Genomic DNA, 14676 nt, shown 5'->3' on the forward strand with positions numbered 1-14676 from the left:
TTATGCTTAGGATAAAATGAAATAATAACAATATCTTATCTGGAATGGGAGAGAGTTAAGAGCATGGAAACGATGAAACAGTTCATCACTAAGAAGACAAAAAACAACGGCATCCGATTTGGCGATCGACTGGCTGATCATACGGAAGATGGCGTGTACATGTTTAAAGAAAATGGCTTCTGGACGGGAGGATTTTGGACGGGCCTAAACTGGTTATGCTACGAGATGACAGGTGAGGAAGTCTTCATGAAGTCTGCTCGAGGTGGGGGTGAACGTCTCCGGAAGAGAGTTTATGAGGCTCCTGGAACGCTAGATCACGATGCCGGATTCCTCTACTGTCTTTCCTTTGTTGCTGATTATAAGCTCACTGGTAATGAAGAGGCAAAGCGTACAGCGCTGGCAGCGGCTGATTTGTTGAAATCACGTTTTAATGAGGCGGGTAAATTCATTCAGGCTTGGAATGTTTGGGTGCCAGGCGAAGCTTTTTCTGAAGAGAATCGTGGGCGAATCATCATTGATTGTATGTATAATCTTCCGCTGCTCTTCTGGGCAACAGAGGTAACAGGCGATGAAAGCTACCGTGAAGTGGCAACTGCTCATGCACAAACCTGTGCAGGAACCATCATCAGGCCGGATTATACGACGTTTCATACGTATGTTTTTGACCCTGTAAACGGAGAGCCTAAATACGGGAGAACATTTCAAGGGTATTCCGATGATTCCTGTTGGTCTCGCGGCCAGACTTGGGCTATGGGAGGTTTTACCTATGCCTACAAATATACACAGAATCCCTTTTTCTTAGAAATGGCACGAAAGTGCACGGATGTTTTTCTTGCGAAAATAGGGGGCGATGATGTTCCATTTTGGGATTTTGATCTGCCCTCGAGACTTGGAGAGCCCCGAGATACCTCAGCAGCAGCTATTGCGGCAGCAAGTATGCTGGAATTAGCTGCGTATGTACCTGCAGCAGACAGTCTTAGGTACCGAGAGAAGGCAAAGAGCATCGTTGATACGCTATTTCATGAGTATAGTACACGGCATAATCCCCAACATGAGGGGCTTCTTGAACAGGCGTGCAGTCACAAGCCAGAGAATAGTCAGACGAACTGTTCGCTCATCTATGGTGACTATTATTTCGCTGAAGCGGTGGCAAGATTAGCAAATTGTACGAAAGCTTACTGGTAATTTCAAAATTGGAGGTTTTGAAGAATATGAAATTTCATTATGACAAACCTTTAGCCATTACCATGTGGGACTTCTCCTGGTTGGAACGACGCTGGCCAGGAGCAGGCTACGAGGACTGGGACCAAGTGCTGGATGAATTGAAAGAGCGAGGCTATGACGCCGTACGAATTGACGCCTATCCCCATTTGATTGATGCTGATCCCGAGAAGGAATGGACGCTTATTCCTCGTTGGAATCAGCAGGTATGGGGGGCTGCTTCACTAACGCGAGTTAGTCACATCGCACGCAATTTAATTGCATTTATGCAGATATGCAAGCGCAAAGGGATTGCTGTAGGGTTGTCAACTTGGTTTCGACAGGATGAAGATGACACGCGCATGAAACTGAAGACTCCTGCCGATTTGGCACGAATTTGGAAATCAACGCTGGATGTCGTCGAGGAAGCAGGATTAATGGATATTGTGCTGTTCGTGGATCCTGTAAATGAATATCCCGCCAAACCTTGGACACCTTTCTTGTATGCAGCTGCAGGAACCGATACATTGACACGTGATTCGGCAATCAGTGTGCAGTGGATGAAGGAATCACTTGCTATTTTGCGGACGAGCTATCCTGATTTGAATTACACATTCTCTGACTATGAATATGCCGGGATAGAGGAGCGTGAAACCGATTTCTTGGACTTTATGGAGCCGCACATCTGGCTTGCCTCCTTTACCGATTGGGATCAGCAGGTTGGCTACAGCTATGAGGCATTCGAGTCTACCGGGTATGACAATCTCGCGCTGAACGCCGAAAAGATATACTACGGACAGAAGGAATATTGGGACAGCAAGATCGTTGAGGGTATTGATCGGATTGCGGATTGGGCTATAAAGGCAGAGAAAGCGCTAATTACAACGGAGTGCTGGGGAGTTGTTGATTGGAAAGATTGGCCGCTCTTGGATTGGAAGATGATCAAGGAAATGTGTGAAATTGGTACTCGCAGGGCAGCCTCTAAGGGGATCTGGGTGGCAATCTCGACAAGCAATTTCTGTGGACCGCAGTTCGTGGGCATGTGGCGGGACGTCGAATGGCACAAGCAATTAACAGATGTCATTCATGCAGGTAAGCTGCCTACAGCGTTTTTAAACAAAACATAAGAATGTTAAATGAGTGTGAAAATCCTACATCCGGTTTGCGAATGTAGGATTTTATTCTAGATATGATGTTTGCGAAAATATCCTGGCGTTAGATGCGTGAACTTCTTAAAGGTTCTATTGAAATGACTGATGTGATTATAGCCAACTTGCAGCGCGATCTCCGTCACGGTGAGGTCGCTATTGCGCAAGAGCTCGATCGCTTTTTGAACACGAAGTTCCGTTAGTAGTTCAATATACGTTTTACCTTTCATAAGCTTCAGCATATAGCTGAAGTACGATGGTGACATCAATGCGATTGAGGCAATGTCCTCAAGTCGTAGATCTTCGCTGAAGTTCTTTTCCATATAAGAGATGGCCTGAAATAAAGCTTTGCGATGCAGCAAGACCTGATGCTGTTCATGTTGATCCTGCAATAGGGCAAATCTTGTAAACTGTCTGCCAATAATTACTAGAAGTTTTAGCAGCTCAGCTTTGATGGCCAGTCGAAATCCTTCCTCTTGCTCTTCCCATTCAGCTAGAATTGTGTTCAACACAGCTTCAACCGAGGATTGAGCCGGGGGGTTAAGGGACATTTTCGGAATCAGATTATCTTTGGCAATTAAAGGTCTAATATAGGCAAAATCGAGAAAAGTCTGCATTTGTGAAAGATCTCGTAAGCTTTCATTAATCGCATGGGGCATGAAATCCACCTGAATCATGACATAATCCATGGAGTCACGTACTTCGAGGCGATGCTCCTGACAGGGAGGTATGGAGATCAAGTCTCCCTTCATTAGAATATAGGACTGCTCTCCCACCCAATGCAGACAGCTCCCTGACAACATATAACAAAGTTGAAGATGCTCGTGCGCATGTAGGGCATGATTCATATAGGCTGGCGAGCGCACTTCAATTTTAAAGGGAAAATCTTCGTCTAGCATGTCCTTATACGGATAGATTGGAAAGCTCTGCATGATATTCACCACCGCTAGAAATTGATGTGCTTCTCTTCTATGCTACACGTAATCGTTGAAATGTGCAAAAAGTTCGTGGAAAACGAAAGGCGTTTGAAAAGAGTGCATGCCATAATTGATGAGAGATAAGAGGGAGCTAATGAAAGCAAAGGAGGAAATCGGCATGAGGCGTCTGGCATTTAGCACGTTACCCTGTGAGGGTTGGTCTATTGAAGAAATGATTGCGCTCGCAAAGTCGTTAGGCTTTAACGGAATAGAGCTCAGGGAGGGGGCAGGCTGGGGCATTTCCAGTGAAATGACTGAACATCAGCGGAGAGAGGTGCTCCGACAGTTTAAGGAAGCAGGTCTTGAGATCACGAATATTGGCTCGGCTGTCTGTTTTACTGGAAGTTCAGGAGATGAGGAGCAGTTTGCAAATTTCCAGGAGGTTGTTTCGCTCGCATATGACTTGCAGGCAAGAGGGGTACGGATATTTCTAGGTTACTTTAATAAACGCAAGGATAATCGCATGATTCCAATTCCGTATGATACAATCGTAACCCGAATCAAGCAAGCTTGTGCTTGGGCAGCATCCTTCGGTATTCAGGTGTGGATTGAAACGCATAATGAATTTGCAACAGGTAGAGAGCTTCGAAAACTTCTAGATGATGTGGATATGCCGAATTGTGCTGTCATTTACGATATTATTCATCCCCTGGAAGCTGGAGAGTCACCGCTGGAAACAATTACTTTATTAGGGGCGCAATGCGTCCATGTGCATATTAAAGATGGTGCACCGAGTGCAGATCCAATGGACCTTGAATGGATATATACGAAACTAGGCGAAGGCCAGATTCCCATTACAACCATTGTCAATCAATTGGAGGAAGCGGGTTACAGCGGCTGCTATTCCCTTGAGTGGGAACGAAAGTGGAGGAAAGAACTGCAAGTGCCAGGCATGGAACCAGCAGTCATTTTTCCTGCCTATTTGGAGCTCATGAGAAGTATTTTTAATTCTGAGATGAATGAGGAATATACGATGAAAACACTTATAACCATTGCAAACGAAGGTCTACGAGACCTGTTTTGGCAGGAAGCTGCTATGAAAAAGCTTGAGAATTTCTCACAGGTGGACATCATTCCACTCCATGAAAGATTTACAAGCGAAGACCTTGCTGAAATCATTGGCGAATATGATGCTTGTATCACTTCCTGGGGCTCCCCTTCTTTCACGCCCAATGTTCTTGCTCGTGCCGAGAAATTGCGGTTTATTGGACATGGCGCAGGAAGTGTGGCTGCCATCGTCAATGAAGATGTGTTTCATACACCGATCGCCGTGACTTCAGCTAACAAAGTTCTTGCGCTCTCGACCGCAGAGTGTGCGGTCTCGTTATTTTTTGCAGGAGCATGGGATCATGCCGGATACAGTGCAAGACTTAAAGGAGGGCAGTGGAGCAATAATACACGTGAAACGGTTCTTGGCGTAACGCGAAGAGTGGTTGGTTTAATCGGTTACGGTGAAATCTCCAAACAAGTGATTCGGATGCTTCAACCTTTTAATGTTACAATTCTGCTCCACTCTAGTTACTGCAGCAGGGAAGAAGCAATTGCGAGAGGTGTTGAGCTTGTTGGTCTGAATGAGTTGTTTGAGCGCAGTGATATTATTTCGTTACACAATACGTGGACTTCACAATCCGAAGGTATGATCGGAAGGGATCAACTGAAACTGATGCGGGATGGCACTCTCTTCGTCAATACAGCACGCGGGCCAATTGTACAGGAGCGAGCACTTGTGGAGGAGCTTCGGAAAGGGAGAATTTTTGCAGCACTTGATGTCTATGAGCATGAGCCACTTCCTAAGAATCATGAACTGTTGACCTTGCCAAATGTTCTTTGTTTGCCTCACATCGGCGGTTATCATGGACTTCTAAAGCGAGAACTGTGTGATTTTATTGTGGATGAGCTTCACCGCTTTGTGAAAGGCGAGGCATTGCTCGGTCAAGTGTCTCTTGAACACTATAGAAGGTTAACACCTAGGTAAATCTTATTAGCATGATTAAAGAGAAGAGGTTATCAGATGCCATCATTCGATATGCCATTAGCTAAACTGCTTACCTATCAAGGGTGTAATCCACGTCCTGAAGATTTTGATGCGTACTGGGATCGGGCGATTGCTGAGATGAAATCGATTTCACCTCAACTCGAGCTTTTTCCTAGTGAATTCCAGATTCCATATGCTGATTGCTTTGACCTTTATTTTACAGGTGTGAAGGGCGCTCGCATTTATGCCAAATATATTCGTCCCAAGCGCATAGCTGAGCCTCATCCCGCCATTGTTCAATTTCATGGGTACTCTGCCAGTTCGGGGGAATGGATTGATAAAGTTCCCTATGCCTCTTTGGGATACTCTGTGTTCGCTATGGATTGCCGCGGTCAAGGAGGGCGATCAGAAGATGTTGGAGGTACGAAAGGAACAACGCTCAGAGGACATATCATTCGTGGTATCGATGATCACCCTGATCAATTGTTGTTTCGAGATGTTTTTCTTGATGCCGCTCAACTAGCAGGCATTGCGATGGATATGCCGGAGGTAGATGCTAGCCGAGTAGGAGCCATCGGCGGTTCGCAAGGTGGGGCTCTATCGATGGTTTGTGCCGCGCTGGAGCCTAGAATAAAGCGGCTTGCACCAGTATATCCGTTCCTAAGCGACTATAAACGTGTATGGGATATGGATCTGGCCAAAGATTCCTATCAGGAGATTAAGGATTATTTCCGTCGTCATGACCCTCAACATAAGCGGGAAGAAGAGTTTTTCACAAAGTTGGGTTACATTGATATTCAGCACTTAGCTGGGCGTATTCAAGGGGAAGTTATGATGGGGATCAGTCAGTCGGATACCATCTGTCCTCCATCCACGCAATTTGCTGCATTTAATAAAATTAAATCGAAAAAAAGCTACGAATTGTACCCGGATTTTGGTCACGAAGGCCTTCCAGGTTTTTATGATAAGACCTTCACGTTTATGCTCGGTTTGTAAGATAGGGGTTCTTACATAGTAAAATGCTTCCCTTTTTAGATATAGTTTTCAACATGTGAAACACAAACAGCCTCTTTACAAAAATGTAGAGAGGCTGTTGTGTACGTTCTTTTTAATTAAATTATTGGTAATTTGCACTTACCCATGTGTAGTCACGCACGATACCATCGGCAAATTTAATGTTTTCAATCTCACTTTTCCATGTGTAGAAATAGTCGATGATTTTCACTTTATTCGAAGGCGAAGATCCTGTACCTGAGAATGTGATGATGAGATCGTCGACTGATCTGGTAAATGTCGCTTGTGAAGAGTTTAGATCCGTGAAAATAATCGTATCCGAGTTGGACGAGTTTGTGTCATAGTCGTCGACATAATCGTAGCCGAAACTCCCTGTGAATAGATACGTATCGTTACCTGTTCCGCCATTTAAATCATCGTTTCCAGCTTTTCCATCAATTACATCATTACCGCTAGTGCCATTCAACGTATCGGCACCACTTGTTCCAACGATGGTAGCTGTTGGTATACTGCCCCCACCTCCGCCCCCGCTTGGAGAAGTACCTCCATAAATATTCCCCGTCGATGAAGTAACCGTTCCATTATTTACATTCAACGTGTAAGGAAGCACCGAAGTTCCTGTCCAGGTATTGAAGTTAAATGTACTGCCACTGAACAATTTGGTTATAGAAATATTGGTGAAGGTAAGCGGTGATCCGCTAACGACCGTTGTAGGTGCTGTTGTACTTTTCGCAATGTAGGCCCCTGGGCTCGGTGCGCCTGGTTGTGTGAGTAATTGAGCCGTGCCGTTTGCTTCTACCACAAGTGCGGATTGTTCATTTACTGCAATCCCTTTGGCAGTCGTTGTCCAACCATCTTTTATATTTCTAGCTAAAAAGGTAAGGAAACGCCCCATACGATCCCGTTGCTCAAAATGGGTATCCGTTTGAATACCGGCATTCACGGGTGTTGTTACTAAATCTTTTGTGAAGGACATTAGGCTGTTATAGGGATTGCTCAACGCAGCAGTTGAATCTAAGGATGAGGAGCCCGCGGAGATGGCATCGTAGGTGAACTGACCTTGAATCATGGTTCCAGCGCTTGTGCCTCCAAAAGGAATACCTGTGGTAATTCGGTTGTTTAAAGCAACTTTGGCACTGTTTGCTCCTGTTATTTTTAAGAACTGAGCATAATCAGCTTGATTACCGCCAGCAAAGAAAATCGCTTCAGCTTTATTAATTTTGTCGACAACAGCGGAATCGGTTGCTGCAGCTTGCAGTTTGGCATTATCCCCGCCTTTGAGAAGGAGTGTGGAAACAGAGTTTAGCGGTTTGCCCTGAGCCGTAGCAAGATCGTAAACATACTGATCATAAGCGCTCGTGCCAGTTGCTCGAATGATCAGGAAATCGCCGCCGTTTGCTTTGTTAATCATCCAATTAAAGGCTGCATCAACATCGGTACCGCCACCCATGTACACTTCGCCGAATGTCGTCGTTTTGACAACATCAGATGTGTTATTGCTGTAGCGGTAATACGTGTAATTGGTTCCAGTTGTTGTCGTCTCGGATGGGGCGGCGAACACTGCCGCTGGGAATAGCGACATCATCATCCCGAAGGCTACTGCAGTTGGAGCTAAACACTTAACAAACTTCTCCTTCATAAAAACACCTCTTCTCTAAGATTGGGTACATGTAAGGAAGAAGCAAGAAGCGTGCCATTATGTCACTAAATCTAACATTAAATTTAACATATTGGTTTTAGGAAGAGGGGGGGAGTAAATGCAGGTTTTATAAGGGATTTCCAGGTCGTAAACCATTCAATGGGGATATTAATGGGTTATAAAATAAGAACCAATAAGAAGTTTTAACCATTAAAATGGTTGTATAAGCAATAAACTAGATCAAATTTTATTAGGAAAATGAGAGTATAAGTAAAACTGTGTCAACTTATATGACATGAGACTAGAGGCTTAAATTTAGCATACAAAAAAATACCCACAGAACTGGACGCTTTTTAAAGTGTCCGGTCTGTGAGTACCAGTCTACTACTTAGTCGTGGAACTTAGGGCCTCCACATTCAGCACATCATTCACATGCTGCCAAGCCCAATCCAGCTCATCCTTTGTGATCGTAAGCGGAGGCGCCAAGCGGATAATGTGCTCATGGGTTTCCTTGCACAGCAGTCCTTTTTCTTTCAACGCTTCGCAATAGGGACGCGCTGGAACCGTCAGATCAATACCGATAAAGAGTCCGCGACCGCGAATCTCCTTGATTCGCGGCGACTCCATTTCCTGAAGCCGCTTCAGGAAATAAGCCCCAAGCTCAGCCGAACGCTCTGCGAGCTGTTCGGCTTCGAGCACCTCAAGAGCAGCAACTCCGACGGCGCAGCCGAGCGGGTTGCCTCCAAATGTCGAGCCGTGAGAGCCCGGCTCGAACACCTCCAGAACCTCGCGATCTCCGGCTACGGCCGAGATCGGGAATACACCGCCGCCAAGGGCTTTGCCCATGACATAGAGGTTCGGCGTAACGCCTTCCCAGTCGCTGGCAAAGCGGCGGCCCGTACGGCCGAATCCTGTCTGGATTTCGTCCGCCACGAACAGCACCTGATTCGCTTGGCATAGCTCATAACACGCCCGTAGGTAACCATCCGGCGGAATGACAATCCCGGCTTCGCCCTGAATGGGCTCCACGATAAACCCAGCCGTGTTCGGCCCGATGGCCTCACGAAGCGCTTCCACATCCCCGTAAGGGATGATGCGGAAGCCCGGCGTGAAGGGACCGAAGCCTCGCTTATATTCCGGCGATGAGGAGAAGGAGGTAATGGTCACCGTGCGACCATGGAAATTCCCTTCACACACAATGATTTCCGCCTGATCAGCGGGGATGCCCTTCACGTCATAACCCCAGCGTCGGACGGCCTTCACCGCGGTTTCGACGGCTTCGGCACCTGTATTCATGGGGAGAATCATGGGTTTTCCCGTATAGTTTGCTAATTTCTCATAGAATAATCCTAGTGTTTCACTGTGAAATGCGCGTGAGGTGAGCGTGACCTTTTCAGCTTGGTCTAGTAAGGCTTTCACAATATGCGGATGCCGATGCCCCTGATTGAGCGCTGAATAAGCACTCAACATATCCATGTACCTATTTCCTTCGGGGTCCTCGACCCACACACCTTGCGCTTTCGATATGACGATGGGCAGTGGATGATAATTGTGTGCCCCGTATTTTTCGGTTTGTTCGATAATTCTGCTGCTCTTGGTTTCCATTGGTATGTCCTCCTTCGCGTACAGCCTGGTCAAGTTTGCCTTCTTGCGCGGCTTTGGTACCCATTTGTACGTAAGCAAATTTCATGCCAAATGGGTTACTCCGCAGTCAGGGAGTTCATCCAGTCCAGCCCGGTCTGCGTCACTTTAATACCGCTTCTCCCGCGGTAAATCAAGATATACCCATGCTGCTCTAACAGCTCAATGCGGTGGCGGACTTGCTGTTCGGTCAGCTCTTTGTTCCACCAGCGTGTCTGTTCGGCGATTTTTTTGCGGCCTATGGATTCCCCAGATTGGTTGAAGCTGTAGATCGTTTGCAGGATCATGAGTAAGTCCTTATCGTCGACAACACCGCCCGCAGGCTTCTTCATCGGAGCTTCTGCAGTTGCTGCGATACTAGATTCAATACGATACATGAGATCCCCCTTCACCCCAGATGACGAAGCACGCTGGAAGAAATGGGTGTCTGGGATATCATTCAAAGTAACCGTATAGTTATCGCAAACAGCCAACATATAATCTATGGTATTCTTTAATTCTCGAACGTTGCCATACCATTCGTATTGCGAGAGCCTAATCATCACTTCGGGTAAAATTTTGACGTTATTACGGCCGCTCAGATGAATAATATGTTGGATTAATTCCGTGATATCCTCTTTGCGTTTACGAAGCTCAGGTAAGTGAAGATATAATACTTTAAGTCTGTGGTATAAATCCTCTCGGAATTTACCAAGCTCGATCATTTTCAGCAAATCCTTATTCGTAGCAGCGATGACCCGGACATCAATCGGAATAATTTTACTGCCGCCGATGCGCATGATCTCTTTCTCTTGCAGGACGCGCAGCAACCTGGCTTGCAGCTTGAGGCTAATATCGCCAATTTCGTCTAAGAAAATGGTGCCGCCATTCGCTTGCTCGAATACCCCGGTTTTTCCTCCCTTTTTTGCACCTGTAAATGCGCCTTCCTCATATCCGAAAAGCTCGCTCTCCATTAAATCCTCAGGCAAGGAGGAGCAGTTAAGAGCAAGGTAGGAACCGTTGTTGCGGAACGAAGCGTTATGAATCGCACTGGCGAACAGTTCCTTTCCTGAGCCGCTTTCACCCTCGATGAGTACGGTTAAATCCGTTTTAGCCAGCTTGCCCGCAATGAGTTTGGTATTCTGAATGGCAGCGGAGCTTCCTACAATATCCTGAAACGTATATTTAGCGACAAAACCCTTCTTCACCAGCTCGCGCCGCAAAGTTCGTTCCATTTTAATCGTCTGGTTCATGTCTTTGAAGGTGGCGACGATCGAATTCTCTGTTTGCAGCATGAAGCGCTGTACGATAAACTCATTCTGTATGAGTGTAAAGCAGCGACTTTCTTCCGTATTATCCGCGAGGATAAAAGCGACCAATTCCTGATTAGGAATGACTTCCTTTAAAAGGCGCCCAATGGCCTGCCTTGAAGTTACCTTAAACACGGTTTCCAAGATCTCATTAAACACGGTGATCCGACCTAACTCATCAATCGCGAGAATCCCGTCATCAACGCCATCGAGTACACGTTTAAAGTGTTTATTCAAATGCTCAGAATCTCGGTTCGATCGCGCAAGCTTTTTGTTTAGATCGATAATACTGCGAATGTTTTTGAAAGAAATACTTTCACCTTTCTCGGCAAGCAGACCGATATGTGACAGGATTTCCATCATGCTTGTAAGATCAATGAGTCTGGTCCCAATGTCGATAACGGTTGTAATAAATGGCGGGATTAAGCCGATCTCGCCTGGTGTAATTGCATACGTAATGTCAGGTGAGGCCTTGCAGCCTGGATAATGCGGAATATAATCAATATGATCTATACCTAATTGCTGAAGCATGGAGATGGAATCATAGCAGTTCTGTGCATAATCACTGACATAGAGCGCACGTGTTCCTTCGGGAATAGCAAGTAATTTATCGATATGTTCGTAATTGATGACACGCTTGGCAATCAATACGTGACAGCCTTCACCGATCGCATTTTTGAAGTCTTCTTCTAATAAATAGGAAGTGAGAATGATGAGCTTATTTTCGAAGGGTGAAGGAAACTGTTCTTCTAAGGAATAGCTTTCAATTTCAAACCAATCACCAATAACCTCTTCTAATTGTGCGGAAAGGGTCTTGCGCGTGTCATTTGTTCCAGCTAATAAAATGAGCTCTTTCTTTCGATTAGACATGGCCCTTCACCTCGTGTGTTATAATTAAAGGAATTGGACTCCCCATTAAAAACCATTAACAAACCCATTATAACGGGGATTGGCTCACTTGGGTAGATGATGGCTAAATAGATATTTATCAGGTTAGAAAATGGATGCGTTGTTATTGAATTTAAAAAAAATTAATAAATATTTTTTTCGTTCACTAAAGTTGGCATGGTTTTTGCTTTGATTGTATGTGTAAGGAATGCTTCCTGAGAACTAAGGCTGTTAGGTAAGGTATTCTATTATGAAAACACGGAAAAGGGGAGATTACATTGAAAAAACAGATGAAAGTCATGAACACCGCACTTGCAAGTATGCTTTTGTTAATCGGATTAAGCGCATGTAGCTCGACGGACAAACCAGCAACTAGCACGACGCCCGCAGCGACTGCAACCTCTAAGGCTACTGAAGCTCCAAAAGCTGTAGCTAAACCGCTTGTTGTTGGTATTGAAGCAGAGCCGAAATCCTTGAGCCCTTATAATGCAACTGACGGCAACTCTTCTGGTGTCCAGGGCAGCATGTTTGAAGGATTGTTGAAATTGAGTGCCGATATGAAAGTCGTTCCTCAGTTAGCAACCGAGTATAAGCTAAGTGCAGATGCTAAATCGATTACGTTTACCCTTCGTCCCAATGTAACCTTCCATGATGGCAGCAAACTCACGGCACAAGGTGTTAAAGATAGCTTAGATTTCGTGCGCAATAAAGCGAATAAACAAGCGCGTGCCAGCTTCTTTGAGTTTGTAGAATCCATTACTGTGGTTGATGAAACGCATGTAACCATTACTTCCAAAGCTCCTAATTCTGCAATGGCTGCCTATATGGCGCATTCCGCTGCATCCATTCTTTCCCCAGCTGAGCTGAAAAAGAAGAAAGACGACCCGAACTATAACATGGATCGCAATCCAGTTGGAACAGGTCCTTTCAAATTTGCAGAGTGGAAAGATGGACAATACGTGAAAGTGGTTCCTTACGATGGCTATTGGGATGCCGAACATAAAGCTAAATTAGAGAGCGTAACATATAAACCGGTGAAAGAAGCTAGCACACGTGTGAACATGTTGAAAACCGGCGAGCTGGATGTTGTCAAAAATGTCCCTTCTCAAAGTGCGAAAGAGCTTAGCACAGATACAACGATTGATATCAGCAAAAATCCAAGCATGGACGTTTTCTATGTGGGGGCGAATAATAAGCTGCCGCAATATAACAAAGAAGTTCGTCAAGCGATGAACTATGCGGTAAACAAAGAACAGTTAATTGCACAGGTTGAAAATGGGTATGGCCGCATTGCAGATTCCGCTATTGCTCCTAACGTCATTGGCTATTCGCCTCAAAAGCCTTATGAGTTCAATCTCGAGAAAGCAAAAGAGCTTATGAAAAAGGGCGGCTACGAGAAAGGTTTTGAAGCGACGCTTTGGACTCGTAATGACACCGAATTCGTTGCCATCGCGGAGAATGTTTCCATTCAATTAGGTAAAATCGGCATTAACGCCAAAGTAGTACCAATGGAGTCCGGAACTTTATTTGATAAACTGGATTCAGGTAAAGATATCGATATGTATATTGGTCGTTGGTCACCGGGAACAGGCGAGGCAGATTGGGGACTTCGTCCAAACTTCCATTCCACACGCATACCGCCAAGCTATAATAACGATACGTTCTATATCAACAAAGAAGTGGATGATTTGCTAGACGGTGCATTAAGCTCATCTGATTCGAAGAAAACGCAAGAAAACTATGACAAAATTCAAAAAATCGTGTATGAAGACGCGGCATGGCTATATCTGTTAGAGCCGGAATCCATTATTGGCAAACGCAAAGACGTTAGCAACGTTGTACTTCTTCCAACAGGCTATATTGATGTGAACAATGCCGTGAAAAAATAGGCAACAACAGATCCTTGGTGAGAGCCAGGGATCTGGTTTCTTTTTTCTTCCACCATTTCCACGAGGAAAGTAGTGAGCAGCTTGTACTTTTATATGATCAAACGCACATTAGGCATGATTCCTATTTTACTCACCGTATCCATCATTTCGTTTTTGCTCATCCATCTGACGCCATCTGATCCCATTCGGATCCTTTATGGAAACGATCTGGATAAAGCGACCTATGAGAAGTATAAGCAGCTGGAAGGCTTCGATGATCCGCTATATGTCCAATATGGACGGTATATGTATCAGGTGCTGGTAAAAGGCGATTTCGGAAAGTCTTATAATTCTAAGAGCAATGTGTCCAAAGAAATTATGGAACGTCTTAAAGCGACAACGGTACTGACACTCATGGCCATGATTTGGGCTGTTATCCTGGGTCTAGTAATTGGTATGATTTCGGCTGTAAAACGCAATTCGGTGTGGGATCGGGTGGGAATGATTGCCTCGATTACATCGCTGAGTGTACCTGAATTTTGGTTTGGTCTCATACTAGTTGAAGTGTTTTCTGTCAAACTCGGTTGGCTGCCTTCTGGCGGCGCAGGGGGCATATCGCATTTAATACTGCCTTCTTTAACGCTTGGACTAGGGGTTGCTGCGGTCATTGCGAGATTTACTCGTTCTAGTGTATTGGAAGTTCTTCGTGAGGATTATGTGCGTACAGCGAGAGCTAAAGGGCAAAAAGAGTCCAAAATTTTGGGGATTCATGTGCTTCGAAATGCATTAATTCCGGTATTAACGATGACAGGCTTACAATTTGGATTTCTAATTGGCGGCGCTTCCGTGGTTGAAACGGTTTTTGTTTATCCGGGCTTAGGATCTTTTATGGTAGACGCTATCGTGACCAGAGATTATCCCGTTGTACAGGCACTGATTATGTTGTTTTCGTTCCAATTTCTCGTGATTAACTTACTTGTAGATATTGGTTATAGCTTTTTGAATCCGCAAATTCGTTATCAGTAAAGGAGATTCAC

10 protein-coding genes are annotated in these 14676 nt (G+C 45.1%); 6 read left to right on the forward strand and 4 right to left on the reverse strand.

The genetic code is table 11. From position 1 onward, the window contains the following. The first annotated feature begins 63 nt into the window (after positions 1 to 63). Entirely contained in the window at positions 64 to 1185 is a 1122-nt protein-coding gene (locus tag MJB10_RS08430) for a glycoside hydrolase family 88 protein (RefSeq protein WP_314803440.1), read from the forward strand. 26 nt (positions 1186 to 1211) lie between these two features. Continuing rightward, positions 1212 to 2327, forward strand: a complete 1116-nt coding sequence (locus MJB10_RS08435) for a cellulase-like family protein (RefSeq protein ID WP_314803443.1) — start codon at positions 1212 to 1214, stop codon at positions 2325 to 2327. A 56-nt stretch (positions 2328 to 2383) separates the two neighbouring features. On the opposite strand, the gene MJB10_RS08440 is transcribed toward MJB10_RS08435, so the two are convergent. Then, the gene (locus MJB10_RS08440; protein WP_314803446.1) at positions 2384 to 3280 is read right to left on the reverse strand and encodes an AraC family transcriptional regulator; all 897 of its coding nucleotides are present in this window, start codon (positions 3278 to 3280) and stop codon (positions 2384 to 2386) included. Positions 3281 to 3419: 139 nt separating this feature from the next. Between MJB10_RS08440 and MJB10_RS08445 the strand changes: the two genes are divergently transcribed. Together MJB10_RS08445 and MJB10_RS08450 are read left to right on the forward strand one after the other, a co-directional pair. After that, positions 3420 to 5300 (forward strand): NAD(P)-dependent oxidoreductase, encoded by a 1881-nt coding sequence (locus MJB10_RS08445; RefSeq protein WP_314803449.1) that lies wholly within the window; start codon positions 3420 to 3422, stop codon positions 5298 to 5300. A gap of 36 nt (positions 5301 to 5336) precedes the next feature. Beyond that, complete coding sequence (locus MJB10_RS08450; RefSeq protein WP_314803451.1) at positions 5337 to 6296, forward strand: acetylxylan esterase; 960 nt, start codon at positions 5337 to 5339, stop codon at positions 6294 to 6296. Positions 6297 to 6417: 121 nt separating this feature from the next. Here MJB10_RS08450 and MJB10_RS08455 read toward each other — a convergent pair whose 3' ends face one another. The 3 genes from MJB10_RS08455 to MJB10_RS08465 all read right to left on the reverse strand — a co-directional run bounded on the left by MJB10_RS08455 (position 6418) and on the right by MJB10_RS08465 (position 11753). Then, positions 6418 to 7953: a Type 1 glutamine amidotransferase-like domain-containing protein gene (locus MJB10_RS08455; protein ID WP_314803453.1), complete on the reverse strand. Its 1536-nt coding sequence runs from the start codon at positions 7951 to 7953 to the stop codon at positions 6418 to 6420. Positions 7954 to 8337: 384 nt separating this feature from the next. Next, complete coding sequence (locus MJB10_RS08460) at positions 8338 to 9558, reverse strand: ornithine--oxo-acid transaminase (RefSeq protein WP_314803461.1); 1221 nt, start codon at positions 9556 to 9558, stop codon at positions 8338 to 8340. 95 nt (positions 9559 to 9653) lie between these two features. Continuing rightward, the gene (locus MJB10_RS08465) at positions 9654 to 11753 is read right to left on the reverse strand and encodes a sigma-54 interaction domain-containing protein (protein ID WP_314803464.1); all 2100 of its coding nucleotides are present in this window, start codon (positions 11751 to 11753) and stop codon (positions 9654 to 9656) included. A 296-nt stretch (positions 11754 to 12049) separates the two neighbouring features. Between MJB10_RS08465 and MJB10_RS08470 the strand changes: the two genes are divergently transcribed. Together MJB10_RS08470 and MJB10_RS08475 are read left to right on the forward strand one after the other, a co-directional pair. Then, positions 12050 to 13660, forward strand: a complete 1611-nt coding sequence (locus tag MJB10_RS08470) for a glutathione ABC transporter substrate-binding protein (RefSeq protein ID WP_314803466.1) — start codon at positions 12050 to 12052, stop codon at positions 13658 to 13660. Positions 13661 to 13753: 93 nt separating this feature from the next. Then, complete coding sequence (locus tag MJB10_RS08475) at positions 13754 to 14665, forward strand: ABC transporter permease (protein WP_314803470.1); 912 nt, start codon at positions 13754 to 13756, stop codon at positions 14663 to 14665. The last annotated feature ends 11 nt before the right edge of the window (positions 14666 to 14676 follow it).

The organism is Paenibacillus sp. MBLB1832, assembly GCF_032271945.1.
GTDB classification, from domain to species: Bacteria; Bacillota; Bacilli; order Paenibacillales; family NBRC-103111; genus Paenibacillus_E; species Paenibacillus_E roseopurpureus.